The following is a 24,002-nucleotide window of genomic DNA, read 5'->3' as shown; positions in this document are numbered from 1 at the left end:
TATAAAGAATCAATATTAGTTAAAAATAGATTATTCAAAAGTATGTCTTTTTAATCAAAAAGCCGAATACTTTAACGGTAAATTTAGAAACTTTAAAGTGTTTATTTTTAACATTTTACACATTGTTTGCATTAAAAATGGAAATTTATCAGAGCATAATTCATTAAAAATTAAGATATAAATTTAATATTATGTGGTTTTGAAAGATTAAAATTACTCATCAAAAAAAATATGGTGCTTTAAAGGATAGTACAGGATAGTTTTGTTTTTCATATTCATTTATTTTACGTCACTATAACGATTGACTTAGAAACTAAAGTATAAAATAACCTATTAATTAATTATCAAATGCAAGTATTACTCGGAATTATTTTTCACTCCATAGGAGGTTTTTCATCAGGAAGTTTTTATATGCCCTACAAAAAAGTTAGGGGATGGGCTTGGGAAAGCTATTGGATAATTGGAGGATTTTTCTCTTGGTTGATTGTTCCGCCACTTGCCGCTTATTTGACCGTTCCTGGATTTGTTGATATTATCAGTAATGCTGCGCCAACTGTAAAAGCGGTTACTTATACTATGGGATTGATTTGGGGAATTGGGGGACTTACTTATGGTCTTGGAGTTCGCTACTTGGGGATGTCATTGGGTAATTCGATAACATTAGGTTTTTGTTCTGCTTTTGGAGCATTGGTTCCTTCCATATATTATAACTTTTATCCAGTAGCAGGCAAAACCTCTTTTACCGATATGTTGCATAGCACAGGCGGACAAATGGTTTTGTTGGGGGTTGTGGTTTGTTTAGTAGGTATTGCCTTTTCAGGAAAAGCAGGAATGCTTAAAGAAAAAGATTTTGCTACAGGTCATGAAGACAAAGACAAAGATTTTAGCCTTGTAAAAGGTTTGATTATTGCCATAATATCGGGTATTTTGAGTTCTTTTTTCAATTTCGGAATTGAAGCAGGAAAACCAATGGCAGAAGAAGCCGTTGCACAGGGTTTTAATCCATTGTTTCAAAACAATGTAACTTATATCGTAATCCTTTGGGGGGGATTGACCATCAATTTTTTATGGTGTATGTATCTTAATTTTAAAAACAAAACTTTTGGAGATTATACCAATAGCCAAACTCCAATAACTAAAAATATTATGTTTTCGGCTTTGGCAGGAACCATGTGGTTTTTGCAATTCTTTTTTTATGGAATGGGCGAAAGCAAATTAGGAAATGGTGCTAGTTCATGGATTTTACACATGGCAACAATTATTTTAACGGCCAACTTTTGGGGTTTTTACTTAAAAGAATGGACGGGTGTTTCTAAAAAAACCTTCAATACATTTCTTATAGGTATTGGTCTTATCCTTGCTTCGATTGTAATCGTAGGAATCGGAAATTCGCTTTAAACTTATAATTAGTAACAATATTAAATCAAAAACAATGTCAAATATAAATTCAAACAACATGACTTTTAAGCACGTAAGCTACCTATGGGATGAAGCTAAAGCCGCATCAATGGCTGGAGATGAAGTAGCATTATTTATTTACCGTTCTAATTTATTAGGAGCGGATTTAAGATTAACAAACTACGGAGGTGGAAATACTTCTGTAAAAATAACTGATAAAGATCCATTGACAGGAGCCGCTTCAGAAGTAATGTGGATTAAAGGTTCTGGAGGAGATATTGGGACATTAACCAAATCAGGTTGTGCGGCACTTTATTTAGAGAGATTGCTTAACCTTGAAAATGTGTACAGAGGAATCGAATTCGAAGACGAAATGGTGGAATTGTTCAACCACTGTATTTTTGATTTAGCGTCAAAAGCACCTTCTATCGATACGCCATTGCACGGTTTCTTGCCTTTCAAACACATCGATCACTTGCACCCAGATGCTGCAATTGCAATCGCTGCTGCAAAAGATGGTAAGAAAATCACAGAAGAATTATTCAACGGAGAAATCGGTTGGGTGGGATGGCAACGTCCAGGTTTTGATTTAGGTCTTCAAATGCGTGCTTGCTTGCAAGAAGCTGAAGCAAAGGGAAAAAAACTAAAAGGAGTAATGTTAGGTTCTCACGGTTTGTTTACTTGGGGAGACACGGCTTACGAAAGCTACATCAATACATTGGAAGTTATCGAAAAATGTGCTGAATTTTTAGAAAGTAACTACGGAAAGACTCGTCCAGTTTTTGGAGGTCAAAAAATAGAAAGTCTTCCAGAAGATGCTCGCCAATTGCAAGCTGCAAAATTAGCTCCAATCTTGAGAGGTTTCTGTTCTTCAGAACGTAAAATGATTGGTCACTATACAGATGATGCTAGAGTATTGGAATTCATCAACTCCAATGATTTGGATAAATTAGCTCCTCTTGGAACTTCTTGTCCAGATCACTTCTTGAGAACTAAAATCAGTCCTTTAGTAATTGAATTGGCTCCAAACGAAGATTTATCAGATGTAGCTGCTATCAAAGCAAAATTAACTCCTGCTTTTGAGGCTTACCGTGAAATGTACAAAGAGTATCACAATACTTGCAAAAAATCAAACTCACCAGCGATGCGTGACCCGAATCCAGTTGTAATTTTATATCCTGGAGTTGGTATGTTTACTTTTGCAAAAGACAAAACAATGGCTCGTTTAGCAGCTGAATATTATACCAATGCGGTAAACGTAATGAAAGGTGCTGAAGCAGTTTCAGAATATACATCATTGCCACGTCAAGAAGCTTTTGACATCGAATATTGGTTGTTAGAAGAAGCTAAATTGCAACGTATGCCAAAACCAAAAGCACTATCTGGAAGAATCGCTTTGATTACTGGTTCTGCGGGTGGAATTGGAAAAGCTATCGCTAAAAAATTCGCCGAAGAAGGTGCTTGTGTAGTTATCAATGATATTAACGAAGAGCGTTTGCAAGGCGCAACTGCTGATTTCGTTAAAGCTTTTGGTAAAGATGCAGTTTCTAGTACTTTATTGAATGTAACTGATGAAAAAAGCACTGAATTGGCTTTAGATGCTGCTTGTTTAGCATTTGGTGGAGCTGATATTATTGTGAACAATGCTGGAATCAGTATTTCAAAATCTATCGCTGAACATTCATTAGAAGAGTGGGATAGATTATACGATATTTTGGTGAAAGGACAATTTATTGTTTCTAAAGCTGGAATCGAAGTAATGCGCAAACAAGGTTTTGGTGGCGATATCGTAAACATTGTATCTAAAAATGCAGTGGTTGCAGGACCAAATAATCCTGGTTACGGATCTGCCAAAGCGGCTCAAGCGCATTTGACTCGTTTGATGGCTGCTGAAGTTGGAGCGGATAAAATCCGTGTGAATACAGTAAATCCTGATGCTGTAATCTCTGATTCTAATATATGGTCAGGTGGATGGGCAGAAGGTCGTGCAAAAGCGTATGGTATTACTGTGGCTGAATTGCCTGCATACTACGCAAAACGTACTTTATTAAATGAAATTATATTGCCAGATGATATTGCCAATGCTTGTTTTGCATTCGTAGGTGGCTTGTTGGGTAAATCAACAGGAAACGCTTTGAATGTTGACGGTGGTGTATCTATGGGCTTTTATAGATAATATTAAATTTTAGATTAGTAATTTGTTTATCTAACGTTCGAGTTCTTCGGGCGTTAGATTTATATTTTTCAGATAATTATGATCTAAAGTTTTACTGCACATTACAATACCTTTTCTATTTAACTATCTTAAAAAAAATATTATGCTAATTGATTCAAACAAAATAGCTTCACATAATGAGGGTTTACTAAAGTCTCATCAAAATAAATTGGTTTTCACGGCTTCTGAAATTGCTGAAACTGAAAATATTATTCAAAAATTAATCGATTTTCAAATCGCCATTCCATCTTGGGCTTTAGGAACAGGAGGAACTCGTTTTGGACGTTTTCCGGGTGGTGGTGAACCTCGTTCTTTAGAAGAAAAAATCGAAGATGTAGGTTTGCTTCACGCTTTGAACAAGGCTTCTGGAGCTATCTCATTGCACATTCCTTGGGATATTCCAACCGATCGTAATGCCATTAAAGCTTTGGCAGCACAACACGGATTGAAATTTGATGCAGTAAATTCAAACACGTTTCAAAACCAAGCCGATCAAGAGCATTCTTATAAATTTGGTTCTTTGCAAAACGTAAACAAAGCGGTGCGCAAACAAGCCATTGCCCACAATATCGAAGTAATTCAACAAGGTATTGAATTGGGTTCGGAGTCATTGACTGTTTGGCTTGCCGATGGTTCTTGTTTTCCAGGTCAATTGAATTTCCGTAAAGCCTACCAAAACACTTTAGAAAGTTTAGAAGAAATATATGCTGCTTTACCTTCTAATTGGAAATTATTTTTGGAGTACAAATGTGCCGAACCAAATTTCTACTCAACAACAGTAGCCGATTGGGGACAATCGTATTCTTATGTAAAAAAATTAGGGGATAAAGCAAAAACATTAGTCGATTTGGGGCACCATTTGCCAAATGCTAATATTGAACAAATCGTTTCATTGTTATTAATGGAAGACAAATTAGGAGGTTTCCACTTCAATGATTCTAAATATGGTGATGACGATTTAACAGCTGGTGCTTTAAAGCCTTACCAACTATTCTTGATTTTCAACGAATTGGTAGAAGGAATGGATGCTAGAGGAATGAATCACGCCAAAGATTTGGGCTGGATGATCGATGCTTCGCACAACGTGAAAGATCCGATGGAAGATTTATTACAATCTGTTGAAGCTATTATGATTGCTTATGCTCAAGCACTTTCTGTTGACAGAAAAGCATTGGAAATTGCACAAGAAGAAAACGATGTGGTAAAAGCGCAAGAGATTTTGCAAAACGCTTTCCGTACAGATGTTAGAGCTTTAGTTGCCGAAGCGCGTTTGCGTTCTGGAGCAGCATTGAATCCAGTTGGTTTGTACCGTGATCTTGCAGTAAGAAATAATCTTATTGGCGAAAGAGGATTAAAAACAGTAGCTACTGGCTTGTAATTAAGTTCTTTGTGAATAAATAGAAATTGCACAAATTGAACACGTTTTTTTATGAAAAAAAGTGTTGAGTTTGTGCAATTCTTGAATAATAATAGGAATAAAATCCGTTTTTCGGACAGTTTATAAAATACTAAAAAATGAATGTAGTTGCGATTTTTGATATTGGGAAAACAAACAAAAAGGTTTTTTTGTTCAACGAAAATTATCAAATAGTTTGGGAAAAATCAGTAATTCTTGCCGAAACGGTAGATGAAGATGGTTTTCCCTGCGAAAATATTGTAGAACTTAGCCAATGGGTAGCCGATCGATTGACTGAACTAAAAGAGCTGAAGGAGTATGTCTTGAAAGCTATCAATTTCAGTACCTACGGTGCTAGTTTTGTTTATCTAGATGAGCAAGGCAAGAGTTTGACACCGCTCTACAATTATTTGAAACCGTATCCAGAAACTTTATTAGAGAACTTTTATCCTAAATACAAAGGAAAAAAGAAGTTTGCCGTTAAAACTGCTTCGCCTATTTTAGGAAGTTTGAATTCTGGAATGCAAATTTATAGACTCAAAGAAGAAAAACCTGAATTGTTTGCCAAAGTAAAATATTGCCTGCATTTGCCACAATATTTAAGTTCTGTTTTGACGCATCACTATTTTACTGATATTACGAGTATTGGTTGTCACACCGGTCTTTGGAATTTCAAGAAAATGAAATATCATAAATGGGTTACCAATGAAGGAATAATAGACAAATTGCCACCCATTCAAAATGTCGAAGAAACCATTAAAATCGAGAATGAAATTTCGGTAGGCATTGGTTTGCACGACAGTTCTTCGGCTCTAATTCCTTATACCATCAATTTTACCGAGCCTTTTGTACTCTTGTCCACCGGAACTTGGAGCATTTCCTTGAATCCTTTCAACGATACTCCGTTGACATCTGAAGAATTGAAAAAAGACTGTTTGTGTTTCTTGCAAAACAAAAGAATTCCTGTAAAAGCGGCTCGATTGTTTGCTGGAAATACCCACGAAGTCCAATCCAAACGCATCTCGGATCATTTTAATTTGCCAAAGGATTTCTACAAAGAAATTACGTATAACAAAGATATAATTGCTGATTTAAGGATTACCAACTTCAAAGAAATCTCTTTAAACAAAGATAGGTATATTGAAAAATGTCCTTTTGAGAATAGAAATCTCGATAATTTTAAAAATTACGAAATTGCTTATCATCAGTTAATTATGGATATTATTGCCCAGCAAGTTCTTTCGACAAAATTAGTGATTCACAACAGTCCTGTCAAAAAAGTTTTTGTGGATGGTGGTTTTAGTAAAAATTCCATTTTCATGAATTTATTGGCGCAAGCTTTTCCTGAAATGGAAGTCTATGCAGCTTCTATGGCGCAAGCTAGTGCTTTGGGTGCTGCTTTGTCCGTTCATTCGAGCTGGAATCCAAAACCAATCCAAAATGATTTAATTGATTTAAAATTTTATAAACATTAGAAAATGAAAATCGGTCTTTTTATACCCTGTTATGTAGATCAATTCTATCCAAAAGTGGGTATTGCTACTTATGAATTATTGCAAAAATTGGGATGCGACGTTCGTTTTCCAATGCGACAAACTTGTTGCGGACAACCAATGGCTAATAGCGGTTATGAGCATTTAACAAAAGGGTGCGATGCTAATTTTGTGGCTAATTTTGCCGAGTTTGATTATATCGTTTGTCCTTCTGGAAGTTGTGTTTTGCATGTCAAAGAGCATTTGCACGACGAGAAAAACGAAGCTCTGGCAACAAAAATTAGAAAATCAGTTTACGAATTAACTGAATTTATTACTGATATTTTAAAAGTAGAAACTATTGAAGGCCATTTTCCTCACAAAGTAGGTTTGCACCAAAGTTGCCACGGACAACGTGGATTGAAGCTTTCGCAAATGAGTGAATTGAATGCTCCATTTTTCTCAAAACCCGAGCAATTGTTGGCCAAAATCAGCGGAATCAATTTAGTTTCTTTGAATCGAAAAGATGAATGTTGTGGTTTTGGAGGTACTTTTTGCGTGACCGAAGAAGCTATTTCCGTAAAAATGGGAAAAGACCGAATCAAAGACCACGAATCTCAAGGTGTTGAATATATTACAGGTTTCGATATGTCTTGTTTGATGCATATGGAAGGAATTTTGAGAAAAGAAAATAGCCCAATCAAAACCATTCACATTGCCGAAATATTGAATTCAAGAGTATTATAAGTTGAAATCAATTCATAAAAACTAATTTAAAATTCAAATTGATAATGAAAAAAAGTATCATTGGTCTGGCACTATTTCTTTCGCTAGTTTTCTTGTCATTTAAAACAGTGAAAACTACGGTTATTATAAAAGATATTGTGGTCAAAGCACCTTTTGATATGCCTGCCATCAAAACACCTGATTTTAGCAATTGCAAGAAACTATCAATTGTTGATTTTGGTGCTGTAAAAGGGGATAAAGTCAAGATTTCTAGGGCAATCAATAAAGCTATCGATAAAGCCAATAAACTAGGTGGTGGAATAGTTGTTGTTCCTGAAGGCGAATGGATTACAGGTAAAATTCACTTCAAAAGCAATGTAAATTTACATCTGAATAAAGGAGCTGTTCTACTTTTTTCGGAAAATCCAAAAGATTATTTGCCAGCTGTAAACAGTACTTGGGAAGGCTATGAATGTTTGAATTATTCGCCATTAATTTATGCTTACCAATGTAAAAATATCGCCATTACGGGTGAAGGCGAACTAAAAGCCAAAATGGAAGTTTGGAAAGGATGGTTTAAAAGACCCAAAGGACATATGGAAAGCTTGAAGCGTTTGTACTATTTGGCTTCGTACAACAAACCAATGAGTGAGCGATTAATGGTCAATGACAGCGCGAATTTTCGCCCTCAATTTATACAATTTAACCGTTGCGAAAACATTTTGATGGACGGCCCTACCATTACGAACAGCCCTTTTTGGACGATTCATCCTTTTCTATCTAAAAATGTAGTGCTTCGAAATCTGAAAGTTTATGCCCACGGTCACAACAATGACGGGGTCGATCCAGAAATGAGCGAAAATGTATTGATTGAAAATTGCGTTTTTGACCAAGGGGACGATGCCATTGCCATTAAATCGGGTTGCGGTAAAGCTGCTTGGTTGTTAAATACACCGTCAAAAAACATTGTTATCCGAAACTGTACAGTCAAAAACGGACATCAATTGGTAGCCATTGGAAGCGAATTGTCGGGTGGAGTCGAAAATGTATTTGTAGATAAATGCACTGTTGTGGATGGCACCAAATTGAATCATTTGCTGTTCATTAAAACCAATGAACGCAGGGGAGGATATGTGAAAAACATTTATATGAGCAATATTGTTGCGGGCAAAATCGATCAGGGAATTCTAGGTATTGAAACCGACGTGTTGTACCAATGGAGGGATTTGGTTCCAACTATCGAAAGAAGGTTGACTCCAATTAAAAATGTATATCTCGAGAACGTGAAAGCTACCGAGGCAAAATTTATTTCGAGAGTTTTGGGTCAAAAAGAATTGCCTGTAGAAAATGTATTTCTCAAGAATGTTCACGCCGATTTGATTAAAGGAAATCTTAGCATTCACGAAAATCTCTTGAATTTTGAGAGCCAAAATTGATAAATAACAGCATTAAAAAATGCAAAAAAAACATAATCTAAAATTGATTAGCTAAGCGTTTCTAAGTTTTCAATTTTTAAACCAATAAACAGATGTCTTCGAATAAAATAATTCAACACAGTGAAGCGGCTACTATTTTTAACAAAGATGTAGAACGCGTCAATTGGCATGATGAAACCCTTTGGTTTGTTCGCGAGAAGCGAGATAAAGCGGCACATCAAATGCCAGAATGGGAATTGCTGCGAGAAACTGCCTCGAAAATCAAGAACAACGTGCTGTCGAATATCAATAATTATTTGATTGAATTTGAAGCCAATGCTTTGAAAAATGGCATCATTGTACATTGGGCTGCCGATGGAGAAGAACACAATAAAATCGTGCATTCCATTATGCAAAAGCACGGCGTGAAGCAAATGGTAAAATCCAAATCGATGCTCACCGAAGAATGCCATCTCAATGAATATTTGGCCCAAAACGGAATTGATGTGATTGACACCGATTTAGGGGAACGCATCGTCCAACTTCGAAATGAACCACCAAGTCATATCGTTTTGCCTGCCATTCACCTTAAAAAACAAGATGTAAGCGAAACTTTTAACGAACATCTTGGAACTGAAAAAGGAAACAACGATCCACAGTATTTAACCGAAGCCGCACGTTTGCACCTCAGAGATAAATTTCTCACTCGAAAAGTAGCTTTGACGGGAGTCAATTTTGCCATAGCCGAAACAGGTGAAATTGTGGTTTGCACCAATGAAGGAAATGCCGATATGGGCGTTCACCTTGCTGACGTACATATTGCCTGTATGGGTTTCGAAAAAATAATTCCACAGCGCAAACATTTAGGAGTTTTTCTTCGTTTACTGGCTAGAAGCGCAACAGGACAACCAATAACCACTTTTTCTAGCCATTTCAAAAAACCAAGAGCAGGAGCCGAAATGCACATCGTTATTGTTGACAATGGCAGGAGCACCCAATTAGGAAGACCCGATTTTAGGAATTCTTTGAAATGCATCCGTTGTGGTGCTTGTATGAATACTTGTCCAGTTTACAGACGAAGTGGCGGACACAGTTATCACACAGCAGTAGCGGGACCAATTGGATCTATTTTAGCACCAAATCTCGATATGGCTAAAAATGCCGATTTACCTTTTGCCAGTACGCTTTGCGGTTCTTGCACGAATGTTTGTCCAGTAAAAATTGACATTCACGACCAATTGTACAAATGGCGACAAGTATTGGTCAAAGCAGGACATACGCCAACTGTAAAAACCATTGCAATGCAAGGAATGGCAAGCGTTTTGTCCAGTCCAAAAGTATTTGAAATGGCAGGAAAAGCGGGAAGATTTGTGATTAAAAACGCTCCTTTTATGGTGAATAACGGTTTGAATGCTTGGTACAAGCAAAGAGAAATGCCAGCGCCACCAGAAGAATCCTTTAGAGAATGGTACAAAAAAAACGGAAAAGAATTTAAAGACAAAAACAATGAGTAGCAGAGCCCAAATTTTAGAAAAAATAAAACAAAATCAACCCGAACAGCTGAGTGCGTTGCCTGATTTGAGTGTTTTGGGTTTGGAAGCTTTTGATATACTCGAAAAGTACAAAACAATTTTAAAAAGCATTGGAGGCGATTTTGTAGAAGTTCCTTCTTATGATGCCATAATTGACTTTGTGAAGCAAAATTTCGCCACCGATAAACGAATGATTACCACCGTTCCAGAATTGGCTGAAATTGCTACAATCGATTGGTTCAATTCTGATCCACATTCTTTAGAAGATGTTGAATTAACCATAGTTAAAGCCCATTTTGGTGTTGCCGAAAACTCCGCTCTTTGGGTTACTGACGATATATTGGGACAACGTGTTGCCACTTTTATCCCTCAATATTTGGCGATAATTCTAAACAAAAAAGATATAGTGGCCACAATGCATCAGGCTTATGAGCGCATTGGCAATCAAGAATATGGTTTTGGAACTTTCATCGCTGGCCCATCTAAAACTGCCGATATTGAACAATCTTTGGTTTTGGGAGCCCACGGAGCTAGAGGCTTGACGGTGTTTTTGATGGAGTAGTGTATAAAATTAACCTCGATTAAAACTGTTATAGAGTTTTTAAACGAGGTTTGTTTATGATTAATTTTTATCACGAAGTTTCTGTGATTTTTTTTCAGGGCTATGAATCACTAAAAGGGGAGATGGTAGCACTATTTGTAGATTGTCTAAATTTTTTGGTCTATCATTTTTGCTAATTCAACTTCAAGACGATCAAAATTCTCTTCGTTTTTATCAACTACAAATGGTCTTAATTTACTGCATTCTTCTGCGGTAGTAAATACCATTTTGAAAACGAGTTTAGTTTTGTCTTTTGTAACTTCTTCGAATGTAGCTAGTACTTGAAAAAGTGGTTTTGAAAAACGTTTCCAAGCAATTAGTGATGGTTCTTCTATTTTTATAAACTCACATTCATTAGCATAATTTCCTTTGTCAGGTCCGTGCATTATAAAACTCCATTTTCCGCCCACTCTAAAGTCAAATTCATTGAAAGTGTTTGTAAAACCTGATGGTCCCCACCATTGTTTTAGATGATTTGGGTCAGACCAAGCACGAAATACTAGTTCTCTTGGAGTGTTAAAAATCCTTGAATTAACTATTTCACAGTCTGCTGTTGTTGTTAAAATTTCAGTTCCCATTTTCTTTGCTTTTTTCAGATGATAAAATTTTACAGTTTTCGGGTTGTTTAACGCTAATTTTAGGAGTAACTATCGCAATAACAAAATTATACTTTTACTATTCCTCTAAAGCCTCTTGCTGCATAATAGCTTTCGGCTCCATTGTGATAGACAAATACGCGTCCAAATCGAAAGTCTCCAAATAAGGCTCCTCCTAGTTTTCTTAAATCGTTTGGTGTTCTAATCCAACTTGATGTTTTTTGGTCAAAATTTTCTAATTCTTGTAGTTTTTTGTATTGTTCTTCGTTGAGCAATTCTATTCCCATATTTTCAGCTAAAGTTAACACACTGTTTATGGGTTTGTTTTCTTTTCTTGAATTCAAAGCTTCATCGTCATAACATAAACTTCGGCGACCTTTTGGGCTTTCTGCTGAGCAGTCACAAAATAGATATACATCTTCATTTTTATCATAACCAATTATATCTGGCTCTCCATCAGTTATTTCCATTTGGTGTAACGACCAAAGTCTTTCAGGTTTTGTTGCTAGCTTAGTTTCTACATTAATCCAATTAATATCTTTGTGTCTATGTTGGTTTTTTTCAAACCGCAATTTTAAAATATTGATCAACTCACTAATTTGGTCATCTGGAAGAATTCGCATCATTTTTATGGGCTGTTTAATTGTTATTTTCCAACTCTGTCAATAGGTCTAAATCGCAAGGCACTCCAAGTTTCATCAATAGAAACGGCGGTTACTGTTGTAATGTTATACTCTTCTCCTGTTTTGCGAATGGTATCACGGTTAATATCCGTTTTTATTTTTGAAGTTCCTTTTGGATAAGCAAACCACAAAACGCTGTCATGCTCAATTTTGCTTAATTGTTTGTTCAAAAAATCAAGATATTGCTCGTTATCGTTTATGAAAACTAAGGTGTTTGTACTTTTTATTTTTTTATCAAATGCTATTGTAAAACCAAGCGCTCTAAATTGAGATTCCAAATAGGTTGGAGCATTGATTACAATTGCTTTTCTTTTAAATTTAAACTTTTTGATAATGTCTTGCATTTATTTATTTCTTCGAATGGTAAACATTTTTTCTTTAAATAGTAATCAAATATAGAAAAAAAGTAATTTGAAATTTTGAACTGCAAATTTTCGCAAATAAAATGGATTTACATGGACAACTTATTATTTAGAATTCTAATATAAAACGAAAATAAACCTCGCTTAAATGTGCTTAAACGAGGTTGTTTTTTATACTGATTTTGAAAGTTTAGTTTTTGAGTGAGGTTGCGCAACAGCTACGGCTGTTAGTGGTAGTTATTTTATGAATTTTTCGTTAATTTCGTCTACTACAACATTGAATTCGTTTTCTGTAATAATATTTTCAGATTTTAACCATTTGATTTTATCCAATTCTGATTGTTTTTCATTTTCATAATCAATTTTAAAATAGTTATCCCTGTAATATTGTTTTCTGCGTTTAAATATTTCATCAATAAACTCTTCTGCTCCTTCAACTGTTGGTTTATTATAAAGTATTCTAGTTATTTTTCCGTCTTCAAGTCCAACAGAATAATATTTCATTTTAGTTAAATGATAATAAACATAAGTTCCAATTCCAATAAGCAACGAAAGTGATATAACGATGAAAGTTGTTTGTAAATCTGTTTTTGCAGTCAAAAAGCCTCTTATCAAAGTTAATAACGCAATAATAAGCCCATATTTTAAGACATTTGCTTTTCGTTTTGTGTGTATTCGAACATTTTCTCTTGGTGAAATATTATCAAAGTTTATAAAAAAGGAAAAATCTCCATCTTTGTCTGTAAACTCAATTTCTATACCTTTTTCTTTGAAAGTATATTTCTTTTTAAGTCCAAATGTTTTTTGAGTAAAAGAATTCATATATTTTATTAAGTTGTTGTTTTTAGGTTTTTTTCTGATAATTACCGCTAACGTCAGTCTGTGAAAAAACTTCCGTTTAGTTTCTTTCAAAAGTAACTAAAATATTTTAATAAAAGGAAGAAAAGTTGTATATTTAACAATGCAACATATTACAGGAATTTCCCGCCAAAAAATACAAATCAGCAGTCTGGAAGACAGCATCAGTCAGGACAATCTACACCAAAAAAAAGAGGACTATAAATCCTCTTGAAATTCTCTCTCAAAACTTTACGAAAACCCCATAGTGTTAATGGAATGTAATCGGTTCCGTTCAACACTGGTTTCATTGTTGGTGCTGCGCATGCAACGAAACTCTTAGCTGTTGTGTGCTGTAATAATATTTACTTACAAAAAGGTTAACCCAATTTTTTTATTTAATCCTATTTCAAAGATTCTTATTAATGTTGAAAGTTGAATATTTCCTCTTCCGTTTTCAATTCTCGAAATGTAGCTTTTTTTTGTTCCAGTTTTTTCCGCCAATTGCTCTTGAGTTATTTTAGCTTCTTTTCGAGCGTCTTTAAGCATTTCACTTATGATGAACATCTGTGATTTTTCTTCGTAGTTATTTCTGCTTTCTGTTCCGATTTTTCCGTGTTCAACTTCAATAAGTTGGTCGAAATTTTTTATGTTTTTATAATTTTCCATTTTAAATGTTTTTTTGTTGAAAATACTCGTTCATTAAATTTAATGCTTTTTCCAATTCATTTTTTGGTGTCTTTTGAGATTTTTTCTGAAAACCATTAAAAAGCACAACCAATTTCCCTTTATCAAAGCAACAAAATATTCTATAAATATTTGACTGATATTCAATTCTTATTTCATAAAGTCCGTTTGTTCCTGTCAAATGTTTTAAAAATTTTTCTGGAACTTTCTCAACTTGTTTTATTAATTCAAGAACGTATTTCATTTTTTCTTTTACCTTTTCATCTTGACTTTGGTAAAACTCAATAAAATGATTTTCGTAAAATATGATTTCTCTGCTCATTTGGCAAAGTTATCTTAAAAGTTAACAATTGGCAAATAAATTTTGATTTTTTTCTTGTAGTTTACATTCAGCGGAATTATAGCACACAACGTCAGTCTGTGAAAAAACTTCAGTATTATTTCAATCAAAAGTAATTAAAATATTTTAATAAAAGAAAGAAAAGTTGTATCTTTAAAAGATAGAACATATTACAGGAATTTCCCGCCAAAAAATACAAATCAGCAGTCTGGAAGACAGCATCAGTCAGGACAATCTACACCAAAAAAAAGAGGACACTAAATCCTCTTACTATTCTCTCTCAAAACTTTACGATAACTCCATAGTGTTGACGGCAGGTACTCGGTTCCGTTCAACACGAGTTTCATTGTTCGTGCTGCGCACGCAACGAAACTCTAGCTGTTAGCTGTAGCCTTTTTTGTCGGTTAGTTCAAAAATGTTATTATTGCTTCTCCGTTTTTTGTTGCGTCTGCAAAAACATTTTGTAATGTTGAAAATCCGTCAGCAATATAATCAAACGCATCATCTCCTTCGTCCCAAATTGTAGGATAAACTTCCTGTTCAGTCATTTTTTCGGGATTAAATTTTTGTTTTAAGTCTGCAATTGTAATTGTGGAAATTTCATTATTTAACTCGGCAACTTGTTCTGGTGTCAAATAGTGAGCTGGTCCATAACCTAAATCTTGTTCTTCGTCAATTAGTTGTCCGCTGAATAAAACTCTTACAAGATTGTGTTCAGCTGTTGCTAAACTTTGTCCAGTAAGTAAAAATATTATACCGTCCCAAGATTTGTCAATATCTACTAAATTTTCGTTTTCAGTTTCATCGTCATAGATTTTGTCTTCTAATAACGAACTGTCTTTTAAATAATCTTCAAGTTCTGTTTTTGATACTCGAAGTAAATTTCCAATCATACTCATAATTCAAAATATTTTTTCTAAAGTTGTTAAATTCTTTTAGTGCGTTTTTTTGTAAAGGTTACTGCTAACGTTCCGGTACTACAGCGGGTTTGGAACTAAATTAAGCCCATTCTTCGGATTTGCCAAATCATCCAAATACAAAACCATCTTTCCATTAAGCCTATTGCCCAAATCCATTGTAGTAGCTGTTATAAGCCGTTTTTATTTACCTTTCCGCCAGTTTTCCAATGTCATTACAGTTTTAGTTTTTGGATTGAAGTATTTTATTTCAAAAGTTTTTTGGTCAACAAAATAATTTAACTCTCTGTTCTTTATGTCTACTCTAATCCAATAATAATCTTTCCCGGTATCATATGGAGATTCTATGATGGTCGTTGCCGTCCATCCTCGACTTTCAGGCAGTTCCACTAATAGGTCAGTTATCTTTACTCTTTTTGCATTGTCAATATTACAAATTTCGCAAATTTCAAAACTAGGATTTCCCGTAGGAAAGAAAATCTCATTAAGTAACGGCTCATTTTTTTCAAGCGCTTTTACTCTTTTTTCAGTCCATATGTAATAAATAAAATGCTTTCTTGATTTATCATCTTCAAGATTATATTTATAAGTCTTAAGAGCAGAAGCTTTTTCTCCAACACTTTCATAATAATTTCCAAGAGCAAAATCATTTCCATTCCAGTTGCCAATACTGTCAATAAATGACTTCGCTGTTTCAAAATTCTTTAATTTCACGTAATTTGCTGCATAAGCTATTGCTGCATCACCATTTCTATAGTCTTCAAAATCTAATTCTTTAATTGATTCTTTATATTTTCCTATTTTATATAGTAACTCTGCTCTAAAATAATGCAGACTACTTTCTATATTAGATTTTATTTGAGATTTATATTTATCAGTTTCATTTTTATTTACTTGTAATAAACTGTCAATTTTCAAAATTACTTTTTCAGGATTTTTTTCAGATTCTGCATATAGTGTTACTAATTGTTCATCGAACTTTCTAAATTCTGCAGAAACCTTATCCATTTCTTTATGTAATTCGGTATGGCTATCTTTACAAGAGAAAATTATCAAAGACAAAAGTGAAATAAGAAATGTTTTCATGTGTTTTGTTCTAAAATGGCTTATAACGTCAGTCTGTGAAAAAACCTCCGTTTGATTTGCATCAAATATAACAAAAAAGTTGTGTCGAAACAGGATTTTTCGTATTTTTAAGAATGCAACATATCCAAGGAATTTCTCGACATCAGCTTCAAGTAGTCAGCTTAGAAGACAGCATCGGCCAAGCAAATGGTTCGGGTACGAAGCAAAACCGTAGAACCAGCAATCGGAACATTGGTCAATTTTACCAATATGAAACGAGTAAATACAAGACGAATCAAGCAAGCCAACAAACACGTTTTGATGGCAGCGTTAACCTATAATCTCAAGAAATACTTGAAGTTTATTACCAAAAAAACAAAAACAAAAGCTGGAGTTGTAAGTGAAATGCAAGCAAAAGTACCAACTTCTCAAAAAACAGCTTTCAATGACTTGAAATACTTGTTTTTAAGTACCTTATTTTTTAAAAACTACAACATAAAACCAAAAATAAACCTCGCTTAAATGTGCTTAAACGAGGTTGTTTTTTATACTGATTTTGAAAGTTTAGTTTTTGAGTGAGGTTGCGCAACAGCTACGGCTGTTATGCGCTGTACTTAATTATTTAAACTAAAAATTGTCACTACTTCTTTTGAGTCAATCTTTTTCAACGTCTCAATTATTTTTTCCAAGTTAGAGTTTTCAGAAAAATAATTATAATAAATGGATATTTTATCATTATCATTAACATCAACATCCTCTATTTCAATTCCTTTATCCAACATATATTCTTCAACGTAATCATTCACTTCTGTATCTTCAACAATTAAACAATATTTGCCACTATCTAAATTGACAAATTTCAGGTGTTGAATTTGGAATAAAACTTCTTTAATCATATTAAATTCAAAAATTGAGTTTCCTTTTTTTGCGGTTTTTTTGTGGTATAGCGCATAACTCGTTTATATGTATGACAAAATCAGACCTATCACTCCACTTTTGGGTAGATATGTATGACGTGAATCATACTTTATTAGTATTCAAATATAATAATTTTTTCTTACAAATCATCAAAATAATTTTTTATTTGTAGAATACTTTTCGTACTTATTGGGGCAGTATGGTTCAATAATTAAACTTCCTTTTTCAGGTTAATAATGGATAGAATAATCTCATGTTCGAAAGCAAATTCCCTCTAATTCTCTTTCGTTTCCTTATTTCTGTATTTTCCCGGAGTTGTTCCTGTTCTTTGCAAAAAGGAAGAAGTAAAATGTTGTAATGATGAAAAACCGCACGAATAAGCAATATCTGGCATCGATTTGTTTTTAGGGTTTAGAATCATTTCAATGGCTTTTTCAATTTTTAGATTGATGATATAACTATTGGGCGGGTATCCAGTAAGCCTTTTTACTTCATAAGTAAATTTGGTTTTCCCCATTCCAAATTGATTGGCCAAATCATCTATATTCCATTTTTTGCTGATGTCTTCTGAAACGATTTTGGTGAATTTGTCTATAAAATTAGTTTCCTCTTCGGATTTTTGTCCAATGCTAGAAAGTTGTCGGTACAAATCGATTAGTAGATTTTCTAAAATATTACCCACCATAATTTCAAATCCTACCTCTTGATCGGCTAGTTCTTTGCGAATATCATTAAAATATTTTTCGAAATTTTTAGCCTTTTCTAATACGGCATTACTCTTGTCAGCAATCAAATTGCCAAGGTTTTCTTGAATGCTTTTGGATAATTTAGTCCAATTTCCAAGATTCAAATTCTTTTTTTGACTAAATTCTTGTGGTTTTATAATGATCCAATTGATATATCCAATATCCATTTTGCCATTAGGACTTCCGTTCCAATGCCAAGGTGCTGTAACCGATAAATTGCCAGGTAATAATTCAATTTGATTGCCCTCGACAACCCAGTCATATTTGCCACTAGTTACAAAATGAATTTCAATTCCGTCATTCAAGTGCGGTCGCATATTTTCGTCCATTTGCACTTTGGTAAAACGCATACTTCCAAATTGTTTGATAAAAGGAATGTTGGCCAAAGGTCCAGGATTGTTTTCGTGCCACCAAACGCCTGAATTTCCGGTGCTATTTTTGGGTATGCTATTTGAATTTAAATTATCCATAATTTTTTATCAAATTACTAAGTTGATTTCTGAGGGCTAAGGTACAAAATAATTATATAATTGTTCGTTGTATAAAAATAACATAGAATTATTATATAAAGATTACTTTTAACATTTAAATAATTAATCTCAGGATAAAATATAATATTCACAGAAATAGATTACTATAAATAGGATTAATAAATAAAAGGGCAAATGTTATGCAATATATGACGATTCAAAAATATATATTTGTCAAATTAACAATTAATAAAAACAATGAATTTGAAGCAACAGTCTAAACTCTTTTTGGCTTTCTTCCTCATAGGAATGATGCTTACTGCCAATGCTGCCGAAATCTGGGTTTCTACTCAAGGAAAAGACACCAACCTTGGAACAAAATCAAGTCCTTTGGCAACTATTCAAATGGCGGTAAGAAAAGCCAGGGAGCTACGCCGATTGAAAGATGCGTCGATTAAAGACGGTATCCATATTATTGTTATGGACGGAACGTATAATTTAAGCGAACCTTTATTCATTAGACCCGAAGATTCTGGAACGGCCGAAAGTCCGACAACTATAGAAGCCGACACAAATGCAAAACCAATTCTAAGCGGCGGTTTACAAATCAAAAACTGGAAAAAATCCACCATTTCCATAAATGGATTAAAAGCAGGAACGATTTGGGAAGCCGATGCTCCTGAAAAAGCGGGCGAAATCATCAATTACCGACAATTATGGGTCAACGGAAAAAAAGCCGTGAGAGCCAAAAGTACTTCAGGAAACAAAATGGACAGAATCCTGTCTTGGGATGCTGTAACGGAAACCTGTTGGATTCCTTTCAAAGACAAATCGATTAAGTTTGAACCCGGAATGGAAATGTTTATCGTGCAATGGTGGGCGATTGCCAATTTGCGTATTAAAAATATCGAAATTAAAAAAGACAGTGCCCGACTATCTTTTGAACAACCGGAAAGCCGTATCCAAAGCGAGCATCCTTGGCCAGCGCCTTGGATTTCCAAAAACAACGGAAACTCGGCATTTTTCTTGAACAACGGAATTTCGATGTTGGACGAAGCCGGTGAATGGTATTTGGACAGGAAAAAAGCCAAAATTTATTACATTCCAAGAGCGGGAGAAAATATGGCTTCGGCAAAAGTAACTATTCCGGTTTTGGAAAATTTGGTCGAAATGAAAGGAACTTTGGATTCGCCCGTGCATCATTTTAATTTCAAGGGAATTTCGTTTCAATACAGCAATTGGCTTCGTCCTTCGCAGCAAGGCCACGTTCCGTTGCAAGCCGGAATGTATTTGTTGGATGCCTACAAATTGAAAACACCGGGAACACCAAATCAAGAGAATTTAGAAAATCAGGCTTGGGTAGGTCGCCCAAGAGGAGCCGTTGAGGTGAATTATGCCAACAATACTTTGTTCGAATCTTGCACTTTTGAGCATTTGTCCTCCACCGGACTGGATTTTCACAGAGGAACGAATCATAATGTTGTCAAAGGAAATTTATTCAAGGACATTGGCGGCAACGGAATTAATCTGGGTGTTTTCTCCGACGAAGCTATCGAAGCGCATTTGCCATTACAAGTAAAAGATGATAGAGAAATTTGTTCGGATGAAATGGTTTCCGACAATTTGATTACCAACGTGGCCAACGAAGATTGGGGATGTTTAGGAATCGCGGCTGGTTTCGTAAAAAATCTAACCATCGAACACAACGAAATTTCGGACGTGGCCTACAGCGGCATTTCGATGGGTTGGGGTTGGACACACACCGAAAACGTGATGCGAAACAACAAAATTATTGGCAATAAGATTCATCATTATGCCAAACATTTACACGATGTAGCCGGAATTTACACGCTTTCATCGCAACCGGACAGCCGAATCGAAGAAAATTACATTGACAAAGTTTACAATAGTCCGTATGCACACGACCCGTTTTTGTGGTTGTATTTGTACACCGACGAAGGAACACAAGGTTTTACCATCAAAAACAACTGGATTCCAATTCAAAAAAATCTGAAAAACCACAATGGGCCTGCTGGGAATATTTGGCAGGACAATTATCCTTTCGTGAATCCTGAAATCAGGAAAAATGCCGGAATTCGTGCGCCTTACGGCAATCCGAACAAAGAAGAAGACAAATTGAGTTTGCAAGTAGTGCCAAAAGCGCTTGCCTCCGAATATCCTATAGGGAATCCCAAAACAAAGAAAAATGCAAGTAATAGTGCATCTCAAGGTAGTCTTGACAAAGAGGTTGTAGTGGACGAAGCTTGGGGTTTGCAGGAAATGCCCAAAGCGGTTGCCATAGAATTAATAGGGAAAAATTTTGATGTGGAAACGATCAAATCGACCATAAAAGGTTTCCGAATCGTGGGCGAGGAATTGTATCAATGGGAAAACCATTTGGTCATTTACGGTTTGATGAACCAGCCGGAAAGAACCAAAAGAAAACTGGCTTTGGCCTTTCCGGCTTTGGAAATTAAAATCTACGAAAATCCGGTTTATGATTTCCAGAATTTCGAAAGATGCAAAGATGTAAAAGTGGCATCCGAATGGGAAAACATTGTTTTGACCGCGAATTTGGTGGCTGACGAAAAAATGCAAAAAGAATATGTGGATTATCACAAAACCCAATTCGAAAAATGGCCGGAAATCGCCAAAGGCTTCTGCAATGCCGATTTTCAGCAATTGCAGGTTTTTAAAAATGGAAGACAATTAATCTTGGTCATCAGTATTCCGAAAGGGGAAAGTTTGGATAAGTTAAATCCAAAAACAACCGAAAACAATCCACGTGTCAACGACTGGAACAACTTGATGAAAAAATACCAAACCGGAATCGAAGGGGCAAAACCCGGAGAAACCTGGATATTTTTGAAGAAACTTGAAGAAAAAAAATAGATTAAAATATTTAGCCACAGATTAAATGGATTAAAAAATCCTTAATCTGTGGCAAAAAAAAAATAATAATAACAGCGAATAACAAAAAGAAATGTTAAAAATAGCCATTTTAGGTCTAGGAGAAGGTCGAAGTACAATGTCTGCCGCTTTAAAAAGTAGCAAATTAGAGTTAGTAAAAATTTGTGATTGCAATGAGGAATTATGCAAACAAAGAGCCAAGGAATTCGATTTTCATTCCTACACAACCAATTACGATGATTTATTAAAGGATAGCGCAATCGATATCATCGCCATTTACACGCCAGACCATTTGCACGCCCAGCACGTAAAACAGGCTTTATTGGCTGGAAAACACGTAGTTTGTACCAAGCCATTTATTGATGATTTATCAGATGCGAAAGAATTATTAGCGTTGAGCAAAAGAAGTGGAAAGAAAGTTTTTATTGGTCAAAGTTCTCGTTTTTTTGAACCAGCTAAAAGACAAAGAAAAGATTTTGAAGCAGGAGTAATTGGAGATTTGATTACCATAGAATCGCATTATCACGCCGATCATCGTTGGTTTTTAGAAAAAGAATGGTCGCTCTTGCAATCGTTCAAATGGTTGTATGGCGGTTTGAGTCATCCTGTGGATTTCATTCGTTGGTATTTGCCCAATATCGAAGAAGTGATGGGCTACGGAATGATCAGCAGCAACGGAGCAACCGCAGGTTTGAAAAACGAAGACACGATGCATTTTATTTTCAAAGCTACTGACGGAAGAATTGCTCGCGTGAGCGGTGTTTATACTTCGCCAACCCAACCAACAAAAAGAGATAGCGGAATGTCGGTTATTTTAAGAGGAACAGAAGGTGCTAGTCAAGCCGATTATCACGAATTGCGTTATTCCGTTACGGATAAAGAAGGCGAAGAAAGAATCATACATTGGGGTGATGCAACCCTGAAACATTATTTCCGTTTTGAAGGACAAAGTCACCATGCTGGGGAATATCAAAATTATTTGGACTATTTTGTGGACAGCATCGAACAAGGTTTCACGGCTTATCCCGATATGGAAGAAGGTATCGGAACCGTGGCATTATTGCAGGCAATGGATAAAACATTACAAACCGGAATGCCAGTAAAAATTGCTGATGTTCTTAACGAATACGGACTATGAACAGCATCTACGATAAGTTAACCGCCTTAGATTTTATAATTGTTGCCATTTATTTGGTGATATTATTGGTCATTGGTTATGTGGTGAGCGTGAAGCAAAGCAAGAAGAACGAAACGCTTTTTATGGCGGGAAATTCTCTGAATTGGTACAACATCGGATTTAATATGTGGGGGACAAATGTGGGGCCTTCGTCATTGTTGGCTTTTGCCAGCATTGGTTACGCCACGGGAATTGTGGCTGGAAATTTCGAATGGTATGCCTTTGTATTTTTATTATTATTAGCAATAGTTTTTGCGCCAAGATATATCGCTAGCAAAGTCAGCACGATGCCCGAATATATGGGAAAACGCTATGGCGATAGTACCCAAACCATTTTGGCTTGGTATGCAATGGTCAAAATTTTGGTAAGCTGGTTATCCTTGGGATTGTTTAGCGGAGGAATTTTGGTTCGCCAAATTTTAGGAATCCCGATGTGGCAAAGCGTGACGGTATTGGTGATTTTTTCTGGAATTTTCACGTTTGCCGGAGGATTGAAAGCCATTGCCAAAGTGAACGTTTTCCAAATGATTTTATTGATTGTCGTGTCGCTTACACTTTCTTATTTAGGTTTGGAAAAAGTGGGAGGCATACACGCATTGATTGCAAAAACTCCTTCTAATTTCTGGAATTTGGTGCAACCTGCCAGCGATGCACATTATCCTTGGCCTGCCATTTTACTGGGATATCCAGTAGCTGCCGTGGCTTTCTTTTGTACCGATCAATCGATGGTGCAGAGTGTTTTGGGAGCCAAGAATTTGGAACAAGGACAATTGGGAGTAAACTTCATCGGCTGGTTGAAAGTGATGGCGTTGCCGTTGTTTATTTTACCGGGAATTTTGTGTTCCGTTTTGTTTCCAGAATTGGGAAAAAATTCCGATTTGGCTTATATGACGATGGTTACGAATTTATTTCCAAGCGGAATGAACGGTTTGGTCATTTGTGTGATGATAGCCGTTTTGGTGGGAACAATTGGTTCTTCCTTAAATGCTTTGAGCACGGTTTTTACCAATGATATTTACGTAAAGAAAATCAATCCTGCGGCGACTATCAAGGAACAAATTAAAATTGGTCGTATCACAGTTGCGGCTGGATGTGTCTTTGCCATTCTGATTGCGATTGCGATTGACAATATCAAAGGACAAAATTTATTCAACATATTTCAGGCAGTTTTGGGCTTTTTGGCACCTTCTTTGTCGGTAGTATTTTTGTTGAGCATTTTTTGGAAACGAACTACCAAGAAAGCCGTGAATGCCACTTTATCCTGGGGTTCAGCCTTTAGTTTATTTATTGGAGTATTGTATTTATGGATTTTCCCGGCCGATGTTTACCCGGCTTGGCCACATTTCTTGTTGATTTCCTTTTACATTTTTGCAGTGTTAATGGTTGCCGCCATTATCATTTCATTGGTAGATAAAAGTCCGGAAACCAATTTTGTAAGCGAAACCGATGTTCCAAAAACCAGCAAAAAAGTAAAAATATTGTTCGCCTTGTTGGGACTAACCATTTTAAGTTTATACCTCATTTTTAATTTCAATTAAT

Annotated in this window: 22 protein-coding genes and 1 pseudogene; 12 read left to right on the top strand and 11 right to left on the bottom strand. The window is 35.3% G+C overall.

What is annotated here, in order from left to right:
- Window positions 1–348 precede the first annotated feature (348 nt).
- From rhaT to C3L50_RS10020, 8 genes are all read left to right on the top strand, one after another.
- Window positions 349–1,398 (top strand): L-rhamnose/proton symporter RhaT, encoded by a 1,050-nt coding sequence (gene rhaT, locus C3L50_RS10055; RefSeq protein ID WP_103806049.1) that lies wholly within the window; start codon window positions 349–351, stop codon window positions 1,396–1,398.
- 34 nt (window positions 1,399–1,432) lie between these two features.
- Window positions 1,433–3,574: a bifunctional aldolase/short-chain dehydrogenase gene (locus C3L50_RS10050; protein WP_103806048.1), complete on the top strand. Its 2,142-nt coding sequence runs from the start codon at window positions 1,433–1,435 to the stop codon at window positions 3,572–3,574.
- 142 nt (window positions 3,575–3,716) lie between these two features.
- Window positions 3,717–4,991, top strand: coding sequence for a TIM barrel protein (locus tag C3L50_RS10045; protein WP_103806047.1), 1,275 nt, complete (start codon window positions 3,717–3,719; stop codon window positions 4,989–4,991).
- A gap of 137 nt (window positions 4,992–5,128) precedes the next feature.
- Entirely contained in the window at window positions 5,129–6,484 is a 1,356-nt protein-coding gene (locus C3L50_RS10040) for an FGGY-family carbohydrate kinase (protein WP_103806046.1), read from the top strand.
- 3 nt (window positions 6,485–6,487) lie between these two features.
- Complete coding sequence (locus C3L50_RS10035) at window positions 6,488–7,228, top strand: (Fe-S)-binding protein (RefSeq protein WP_103806045.1); 741 nt, start codon at window positions 6,488–6,490, stop codon at window positions 7,226–7,228.
- Window positions 7,229–7,272: 44 nt separating this feature from the next.
- Window positions 7,273–8,643, top strand: a complete 1,371-nt coding sequence (locus C3L50_RS10030; protein WP_103806044.1) for a glycoside hydrolase family 28 protein — start codon at window positions 7,273–7,275, stop codon at window positions 8,641–8,643.
- Window positions 8,644–8,735: 92 nt separating this feature from the next.
- Window positions 8,736–10,136: a lactate utilization protein B gene (locus C3L50_RS10025; RefSeq protein WP_103806043.1), complete on the top strand. Its 1,401-nt coding sequence runs from the start codon at window positions 8,736–8,738 to the stop codon at window positions 10,134–10,136.
- Entirely contained in the window at window positions 10,129–10,716 is a 588-nt protein-coding gene (locus tag C3L50_RS10020; protein ID WP_103806042.1) for a LutC/YkgG family protein, read from the top strand. Before C3L50_RS10025 ends, C3L50_RS10020 begins: the two co-directional genes overlap by 8 nt.
- A 146-nt stretch (window positions 10,717–10,862) precedes the next feature.
- Here the strand turns inward: C3L50_RS10020 and C3L50_RS10015 are convergent, their stop codons facing one another.
- From C3L50_RS10015 to C3L50_RS09980, 9 genes are all read right to left on the bottom strand, one after another.
- Window positions 10,863–11,333 (bottom strand): SRPBCC family protein, encoded by a 471-nt coding sequence (locus C3L50_RS10015; RefSeq protein WP_103806041.1) that lies wholly within the window; start codon window positions 11,331–11,333, stop codon window positions 10,863–10,865.
- A gap of 86 nt (window positions 11,334–11,419) precedes the next feature.
- Window positions 11,420–11,977 carry a DUF4256 domain-containing protein gene (locus C3L50_RS10010; protein ID WP_103806040.1) on the bottom strand — a complete coding sequence of 186 codons (558 nt, stop codon included), beginning with the start codon at window positions 11,975–11,977 and terminating at the stop codon, window positions 11,420–11,422.
- A gap of 20 nt (window positions 11,978–11,997) precedes the next feature.
- Complete coding sequence (locus tag C3L50_RS10005) at window positions 11,998–12,378, bottom strand: hypothetical protein (RefSeq protein WP_103806039.1); 381 nt, start codon at window positions 12,376–12,378, stop codon at window positions 11,998–12,000.
- 255 nt (window positions 12,379–12,633) lie between these two features.
- A complete protein-coding gene (locus tag C3L50_RS10000) occupies window positions 12,634–13,308 on the bottom strand; it encodes a hypothetical protein (RefSeq protein ID WP_103806038.1) in 675 nt (224 codons plus the stop codon).
- A 110-nt stretch (window positions 13,309–13,418) separates the two neighbouring features.
- Window positions 13,419–13,544, bottom strand: coding sequence for a hypothetical protein (locus C3L50_RS16550; protein WP_262496687.1), 126 nt, complete (start codon window positions 13,542–13,544; stop codon window positions 13,419–13,421).
- 58 nt (window positions 13,545–13,602) lie between these two features.
- A complete protein-coding gene (locus tag C3L50_RS09995) occupies window positions 13,603–13,902 on the bottom strand; it encodes a helix-turn-helix domain-containing protein (RefSeq protein ID WP_103806037.1) in 300 nt (99 codons plus the stop codon).
- A 1-nt stretch (window position 13,903) separates the two neighbouring features.
- A complete protein-coding gene (locus C3L50_RS09990; RefSeq protein WP_103806036.1) occupies window positions 13,904–14,242 on the bottom strand; it encodes a type II toxin-antitoxin system RelE/ParE family toxin in 339 nt (112 codons plus the stop codon).
- Between the two features lie 422 nt (window positions 14,243–14,664).
- Window positions 14,665–15,153: a YfbM family protein gene (locus C3L50_RS09985; RefSeq protein WP_103806035.1), complete on the bottom strand. Its 489-nt coding sequence runs from the start codon at window positions 15,151–15,153 to the stop codon at window positions 14,665–14,667.
- A gap of 207 nt (window positions 15,154–15,360) precedes the next feature.
- Entirely contained in the window at window positions 15,361–16,263 is a 903-nt protein-coding gene (locus C3L50_RS09980) for a tetratricopeptide repeat protein (protein ID WP_103806034.1), read from the bottom strand.
- Window positions 16,264–16,440: 177 nt separating this feature from the next.
- Here C3L50_RS09980 and C3L50_RS16640 point away from each other — a divergent pair.
- Window positions 16,441–16,618, top strand: a pseudogene (locus C3L50_RS16640) (transposase); the annotation flags it as partial.
- 238 nt (window positions 16,619–16,856) lie between these two features.
- Here C3L50_RS16640 and C3L50_RS09970 read toward each other — a convergent pair.
- The gene (locus tag C3L50_RS09970; protein ID WP_103806033.1) at window positions 16,857–17,138 is read right to left on the bottom strand and encodes a hypothetical protein; all 282 of its coding nucleotides are present in this window, start codon (window positions 17,136–17,138) and stop codon (window positions 16,857–16,859) included.
- Window positions 17,139–17,434: 296 nt separating this feature from the next.
- On the bottom strand, window positions 17,435–18,376 hold the full coding sequence (locus tag C3L50_RS09965; protein ID WP_103806032.1) for a helix-turn-helix transcriptional regulator: 942 nt from the start codon (window positions 18,374–18,376) through the stop codon (window positions 17,435–17,437).
- A gap of 309 nt (window positions 18,377–18,685) precedes the next feature.
- Between C3L50_RS09965 and C3L50_RS09960 the strand changes: the two genes are divergently transcribed.
- From C3L50_RS09960 to C3L50_RS09945, 3 genes are all read left to right on the top strand, one after another.
- On the top strand, window positions 18,686–21,268 hold the full coding sequence (locus C3L50_RS09960; RefSeq protein ID WP_394338027.1) for an L-rhamnose mutarotase: 2,583 nt from the start codon (window positions 18,686–18,688) through the stop codon (window positions 21,266–21,268).
- A gap of 91 nt (window positions 21,269–21,359) precedes the next feature.
- The gene (locus C3L50_RS09950) at window positions 21,360–22,424 is read left to right on the top strand and encodes a Gfo/Idh/MocA family protein (protein ID WP_103806031.1); all 1,065 of its coding nucleotides are present in this window, start codon (window positions 21,360–21,362) and stop codon (window positions 22,422–22,424) included.
- On the top strand, window positions 22,421–24,001 hold the full coding sequence (locus C3L50_RS09945) for a sodium:solute symporter (RefSeq protein WP_103806030.1): 1,581 nt from the start codon (window positions 22,421–22,423) through the stop codon (window positions 23,999–24,001). Before C3L50_RS09950 ends, C3L50_RS09945 begins: the two co-directional genes overlap by 4 nt.
- Window position 24,002: the final 1 nt, after the last annotated feature.

This window comes from Flavobacterium alvei (genome assembly GCF_002920895.1).
Taxonomy (GTDB): Bacteria; Bacteroidota; Bacteroidia; order Flavobacteriales; family Flavobacteriaceae; genus Flavobacterium; species Flavobacterium alvei.
This window is presented reverse-complemented; position numbering and strand designations above follow the sequence as displayed.

Coding starts and splice junctions, on each gene's coding strand:
- rhaT (WP_103806049.1), top strand. CDS start 349: ATGCAAGTATTACTCGGAATTATTTTTCACTCCATAGGAGGTTTTTCA.
- C3L50_RS10050 (WP_103806048.1), top strand. CDS start 1,433: ATGTCAAATATAAATTCAAACAACATGACTTTTAAGCACGTAAGCTAC.
- C3L50_RS10045 (WP_103806047.1), top strand. CDS start 3,717: ATGCTAATTGATTCAAACAAAATAGCTTCACATAATGAGGGTTTACTA.
- C3L50_RS10040 (WP_103806046.1), top strand. CDS start 5,129: ATGAATGTAGTTGCGATTTTTGATATTGGGAAAACAAACAAAAAGGTT.
- C3L50_RS10035 (WP_103806045.1), top strand. CDS start 6,488: ATGAAAATCGGTCTTTTTATACCCTGTTATGTAGATCAATTCTATCCA.
- C3L50_RS10030 (WP_103806044.1), top strand. CDS start 7,273: ATGAAAAAAAGTATCATTGGTCTGGCACTATTTCTTTCGCTAGTTTTC.
- C3L50_RS10025 (WP_103806043.1), top strand. CDS start 8,736: ATGTCTTCGAATAAAATAATTCAACACAGTGAAGCGGCTACTATTTTT.
- C3L50_RS10020 (WP_103806042.1), top strand. CDS start 10,129: ATGAGTAGCAGAGCCCAAATTTTAGAAAAAATAAAACAAAATCAACCC.
- C3L50_RS10015 (WP_103806041.1), bottom strand. CDS start 11,333: ATGGGAACTGAAATTTTAACAACAACAGCAGACTGTGAAATAGTTAAT.
- C3L50_RS10010 (WP_103806040.1), bottom strand. CDS start 11,977: ATGATGCGAATTCTTCCAGATGACCAAATTAGTGAGTTGATCAATATT.
- C3L50_RS10005 (WP_103806039.1), bottom strand. CDS start 12,378: ATGCAAGACATTATCAAAAAGTTTAAATTTAAAAGAAAAGCAATTGTA.
- C3L50_RS16550 (WP_262496687.1), bottom strand. CDS start 13,544: ATGAAACCAGTGTTGAACGGAACCGATTACATTCCATTAACACTATGG.
- C3L50_RS09995 (WP_103806037.1), bottom strand. CDS start 13,902: ATGGAAAATTATAAAAACATAAAAAATTTCGACCAACTTATTGAAGTT.
- C3L50_RS09990 (WP_103806036.1), bottom strand. CDS start 14,242: ATGAGCAGAGAAATCATATTTTACGAAAATCATTTTATTGAGTTTTAC.
- C3L50_RS09985 (WP_103806035.1), bottom strand. CDS start 15,153: ATGATTGGAAATTTACTTCGAGTATCAAAAACAGAACTTGAAGATTAT.
- C3L50_RS09980 (WP_103806034.1), bottom strand. CDS start 16,263: ATGAAAACATTTCTTATTTCACTTTTGTCTTTGATAATTTTCTCTTGT.
- C3L50_RS09970 (WP_103806033.1), bottom strand. CDS start 17,138: ATGATTAAAGAAGTTTTATTCCAAATTCAACACCTGAAATTTGTCAAT.
- C3L50_RS09965 (WP_103806032.1), bottom strand. CDS start 18,376: ATGGATAATTTAAATTCAAATAGCATACCCAAAAATAGCACCGGAAAT.
- C3L50_RS09960 (WP_394338027.1), top strand. CDS start 18,686: ATGATGCTTACTGCCAATGCTGCCGAAATCTGGGTTTCTACTCAAGGA.
- C3L50_RS09950 (WP_103806031.1), top strand. CDS start 21,360: ATGTTAAAAATAGCCATTTTAGGTCTAGGAGAAGGTCGAAGTACAATG.
- C3L50_RS09945 (WP_103806030.1), top strand. CDS start 22,421: ATGAACAGCATCTACGATAAGTTAACCGCCTTAGATTTTATAATTGTT.